Source organism: Pseudomonas sp. XP2 (assembly GCF_053557975.1).
This window is the reverse complement of the sequence record NZ_JBNRIK010000030.1, coordinates 27,254-30,775: the sequence shown is the minus strand read 5'-3', so window position 1 is coordinate 30,775 and position 3,522 is coordinate 27,254. Positions and strand designations below refer to the sequence as shown.

Genomic DNA, 3,522 nt, shown 5'->3' with positions numbered 1-3,522 from the left:
CCCCGCGAATGGGCCGCAAGGCGGCCCCCATTGCAACTGTCAGTCGTTGACGCTGATAACCCGCGCACTGTTGACCGCCTGCCCCCGCGTCGCCAGGCAGTAATACAACGGCACCGTCACCAGCAACCCGAACAGCCAGGACAAGTCCGCCCCTTCGACAATGTTCGAATACGGCCCCACATACAGGGCGGTGTTGGCAAACGGCAACTGCACCAGAATGCCGCAGGCATAGGCAATGATCGCGTGGTGATTGAAGCGACCATAGATGCCGCCATCAGCGCTGAAGATCGAAGGAATGTCGTACTGGCCCTTCTTGATCAGATAGAAGTCGATCAGGTTGATCGAAGCCCACGGCACCAGCACCAGCAGCAACGCCAGGATCAGGCCGATGAAGTGGCCGATGAAGTCCGCCGAGGCGTTCAGCGCGACCATCCCGCAGCCCAGCAGAATCACCGAGGCCAGGATTACCCGCACCTTGATGCTTGGCGTCCATTCGGCAAAGAACGTCTGAATAGCAGTGACGATCGACAGCACCGCGCCATACAGGTTAAGGGCGTTATGGCTGATGATATTGAGCAGGAACAGCACCATCAGGATCGGGCCCAGCCAACCGGTAGCCTGCTTCACTGCGTCCATGGCGTCAGTACCTTCCGGCACGCACAGCACCGCCACGGCACCAAAGCTGAAGCACAGGATGGTGCCCAGGGTCGCGCCAAAGTAAGTGGCCCAGAACGGCTTGGCAATGCCCACTTCACGTGGCAGATAACGCGAATAGTCGGACGTGTACGGCGAGAAGCTGATCTGCCAGATGGTGCCCAGTGACACGGTGGCGATAAAGCCCGACAGATTGAATGCACCACGGCTGAAGAAGTCGGCCGGCAGCTCCTGGGCGAACATCATGATGAACCCCGCCAGCAGCGCAGAGCCCATCACCCAGGTACCGATGCGGTTCAGGACATGGATGAAGCGGTAGCCGATCACGCCAATGGCCGTGGCGCTCAGGGCACCGATCACGATCGCGCCCGGCATCGGCATGCTCGGGGCAATGCCGTGAATGGTCTTGCCCGCCAGGACGATGTTGGAAATAAAGAAGCCGACATAGATCAGTGCAGTGAAGAACACGATCAGCAAGGCGCCGTAGCGGCCGAACTGGCCACGGCTTTGCACCATCTGTGGAATGCCCAGCTGCGGTCCCTGCGCAGAGGCAAGGGCGATGACCACGCCCCCGACCAGATGGCCCAGCACAATGGCGATCAGCCCCCACAACAGGTTCAGGTGGAACACCTGGACCACCATGGCGCCGGTGACAATTGGCAGTGGCGCAATGTTGGTACTGAACCAGAGGGTGAACAGGTCGCGCGCCTTCCCGTGGCGCTCGGCAGGTGGAACGTAATCGACCGTGTGATTCTCGACAAACTGGTGTTGCGATGACGGTTGGGACATAGGATTCAGCTCGAAAGGTCGTTTTTATCGTTGTAAGGAAACCGCATCTAGGCGGCCTCTCAGCTGCGGACCATATTATGGTATTCCAAGCTTTTGACAACACTGATCCGCACGAAAAAGCGTCCACTGATCTGCTTTGCAAACCCATACAACAAACCGCGTCACCGCTCTAAGCCACGGTATACGTGGCCTTTAGCCGTTCATCGTGTAAACCTCGGGCATTAAAATTCCGCTTGCAAAATAGGTATTACGGTATACCATCAGACACATCAACGATAAAAACCGCGGACCACCGCAGCCTTTTAGAGGTATTCCCGATGATCGACGCAACCGTCTACAAGAACGTCCTGGGCTCCTTCCCCTCCGGCGTTACCGTCATCACCACCCTGGACGATGACGGCTCGGTTGTCGGCCTGACCGCCAGCGCCTTCTCCTCCCTGTCGATGGACCCGCCGCTGGTGCTGTTCTGCCCCAACTACACCTCCGACTCCTACCCGGTGCTGATCAAACAGAAGCGTTTTGCCATTCACCTGCTCTCGGGTGAACAGCAAGCCGAAGCCTATGCGTTCGCCAAGAAGGGTAAGGACAAGGCCAGCGGCATCGAGTGGTCCATGAGCGAACTGGGTAACCCGATCCTGGCCGGCGCCACCGCCGTCATCGAATGCGAACTGTGGCGTGAATATGAAGGTGGCGACCACGCCATCATGGTCGGCAAGGTGCATAACCTGATCGTGCCCGAAGAAGCGCCCCGGCCGATGGTGTACTGCCGCGGCAAGATGGCCAGCCTGCCGGCCTTTGCCTGAAGCCTGTTCTGAATCGAGACCACTGGCGCCTCCCCTGCCAGGCGCCAGCCCCTTTCAAGCGTTGAGGAAAGCCCCATGAAATTTTCGTTGTTCGTACACATGGAACGTTGGGATGAACAGGTCAGCCACCGCCAGTTGTTCGAAGACCTGACCGAACTGACCCTGATGGCCGAAAACGGCGGTTTCAGCACCGTGTGGATTGGCGAGCACCACGCCATGGAATACACCATTTCGCCGAGCCCGATGCCGCTGCTGGCCTACCTGGCCGCGCGCACCGACAAGATTCGCCTGGGTGCCGGCACCATCATTGCGCCGTTCTGGAACCCGATCCGCGTCGCCGGGGAATGCGCCCTGCTCGACGTGATCAGCAACGGCCGCATGGAAGTGGGCCTGGCCCGTGGCGCCTACCAGTTCGAGTTCGACCGCATGGCCAATGGCATGCCAGCCACCGACGGCGGCAAGGCGCTGCGCGAGATGGTGCCGGTCGTACGTAAGCTGTGGGAAGGCGACTACGCCCATGACGGCGAAGTGTACAAGTTCCCCACCTCCACCAGCGTGCCGAAACCGTTCAACGCGACGCCGCCGATGTGGATCGCCGCCCGCGACCCGGATTCGCACAACTTCGCCGTGGCCAACGGCTGCAACGTCATGGTCACCCCGCTGATGAAGGGTGACGAAGAAGTACTGGACCTGAAGAACAAGTTCCAGGCCGCTCTGGACAACAACCCGGACGTGCCGCGCCCACAACTGATGGTGCTGCGCCACACCCACGTGCACAGCCCGGCCGAGCCGGAAGGCTGGAAAGTCGGCGCGCAGGCCATCTCGCGCTTCTATCGCACCTTCGATGCCTGGTTCGGTAACAAGACCGTTCCGGTCAACGGCTTCCTGGAGCCGAGCCCGGAATCGAAGTTTGCCGAAGTGCCGGCGTTCCAGCTGGAGAACATTCGCAAGAACACCATGATCGGCACGCCGGAAGAAATCATCGCGCGCATCAAGTACTACCAGGAGCTCGGCGTCGACGAGTTCAGCTTCTGGTGCGACAACAGCCTGCCCCACGCCGAGAAGAAGAAGTCGCTGGAACTGTTCATCAAGGAAGTGGTGCCGGCGTTCGCCTGAATTCCCATTGCCTGAATCATTGCGGGACGCGCCCGCTCACGTGGGCCCCTTCAGCCTGCGTGAGCGGGCTTTTTTTTGAAACCTTTACTGGCCCTATCGCCGGCAAGCCAGCTCCCACATTGCCACTACAGGCTCTGAATGCAGCGCGGTACCTGTGGGA

Annotated in this window: 3 protein-coding genes; 2 read left to right on the top strand and 1 reads right to left on the bottom strand. The window is 59.9% G+C overall.

Features of this window, described 5'->3' with window-relative positions; all coding sequences use genetic code 11:
* Positions 1–39 precede the first annotated feature (39 nt).
* Positions 40–1,443, bottom strand: coding sequence for a purine-cytosine permease family protein (locus ACK1VC_RS24630; RefSeq protein WP_016487515.1), 1,404 nt, complete (start codon positions 1,441–1,443; stop codon positions 40–42).
* Between the two features lie 317 nt (positions 1,444–1,760).
* Here ACK1VC_RS24630 and ACK1VC_RS24625 point away from each other — a divergent pair, with 317 nt between their 5' ends.
* Positions 1,761–2,246, top strand: a complete 486-nt coding sequence (locus ACK1VC_RS24625) for a flavin reductase family protein (protein ID WP_016487516.1) — start codon at positions 1,761–1,763, stop codon at positions 2,244–2,246.
* Between the two features lie 75 nt (positions 2,247–2,321).
* Entirely contained in the window at positions 2,322–3,362 is a 1,041-nt protein-coding gene (locus tag ACK1VC_RS24620) for an LLM class flavin-dependent oxidoreductase (protein WP_016487517.1), read from the top strand.
* Positions 3,363–3,522 lie beyond the last annotated feature (160 nt).